Below are 977 nucleotides of genomic sequence, written 5' to 3' on the forward strand. Positions count from 1 at the left end.
ACGGTGAGCCACAGCCAGATGGGGGCTAATCTGCTGAGCTATATCGCTTTGCAGAGTGGTCAGTTCCACCAGAGCATCAGCAAGATACAGCAGCAGCTCAAGCAGCACTTCGGTTTGAGCTTTAGCCGAGGCGCCATCAGTGAAGCGCAAGGCCGGGTCAGCGCCATGCTCACCCCGACCCACCAAGCCATCAAACAGCAAGTGCAGTCTGCCGCCATCATCCATGCCGATGAAACCCGGCACCAGCGGGGCGGTGAGCGACGCTGGATGTGGCTGGCCCTGAGCAAGGTCGCGGTCTGCTTCATGACGGCGTTTGGCCGCGGTCAGGAGGCAGCGAAGCGGTTGCTGGGCAGTGAGCTTGATGGGGTGCTGGTGACCGACCAGTATGCGGGATACCGCTTCATCGACAGCGCCCAGCGCCAACTGTGCTGGGCGCATGTGCTGCGCAACGTGGCGGCGATTGCCGAGAGTAGCGACGCCGTCAACCAGCCTATCGGAGCCCGGCTGGTACTGCTGGCTGACACGGTGTTCAGAACCCGGCATGGCTATGAACAAGGCTGCTTAAGCCGGGAGCAGTACCAGCGAAGGTTGCAGCGATGTCGGCAAAGCTGGCGAAGGCAGCTGGAGCGGGGCAGTGTACTGTGTTCCAAGCGCTACCGTGGGCGCTGCCAGTTACTGCTCAAGGACGATGAGATGCTATGGCGTTTTATGGAAAACGACGAGATAGCGCTGACCAACAATGAAGCGGAGCGGGCGCTGCGTGGCTATGTGCTGTGGCGCAAGGGAAGCTATGGCGTCTGGTCGCATCGAGGCGAGCAGTTCAGGCAGCGTATCCTATCGTTGGTGGAGACGGCCAAGCGATTGGGCCGCTGCCCGCAGGAGTGGCTGAGGGCAGTTGTCAGGTCCTGCATCGAGAAAACCGACTACCCGTTCCCGGAGGAGTTGGTGCTGTCAACACCGTCCCGGTGAACGGTTAC

1 protein-coding gene is annotated in these 977 nt (G+C 61.1%); it reads left to right on the top strand.

The genetic code is table 11. The features are described 5' to 3' along the window. The coding region (locus tag OKC40_RS22605; protein WP_103859389.1) for an IS66-like element ISAs21 family transposase at positions 1-969 on the top strand (969 nt) is incomplete at its 5' end. Between the last annotated feature and the right edge of the window lie 8 nt (positions 970-977).

The sequence above is a fragment of the Aeromonas sp. QDB11 genome (assembly GCF_027705265.1).
Taxonomy (GTDB): domain Bacteria; phylum Pseudomonadota; class Gammaproteobacteria; order Enterobacterales; family Aeromonadaceae; genus Aeromonas; species Aeromonas allosaccharophila.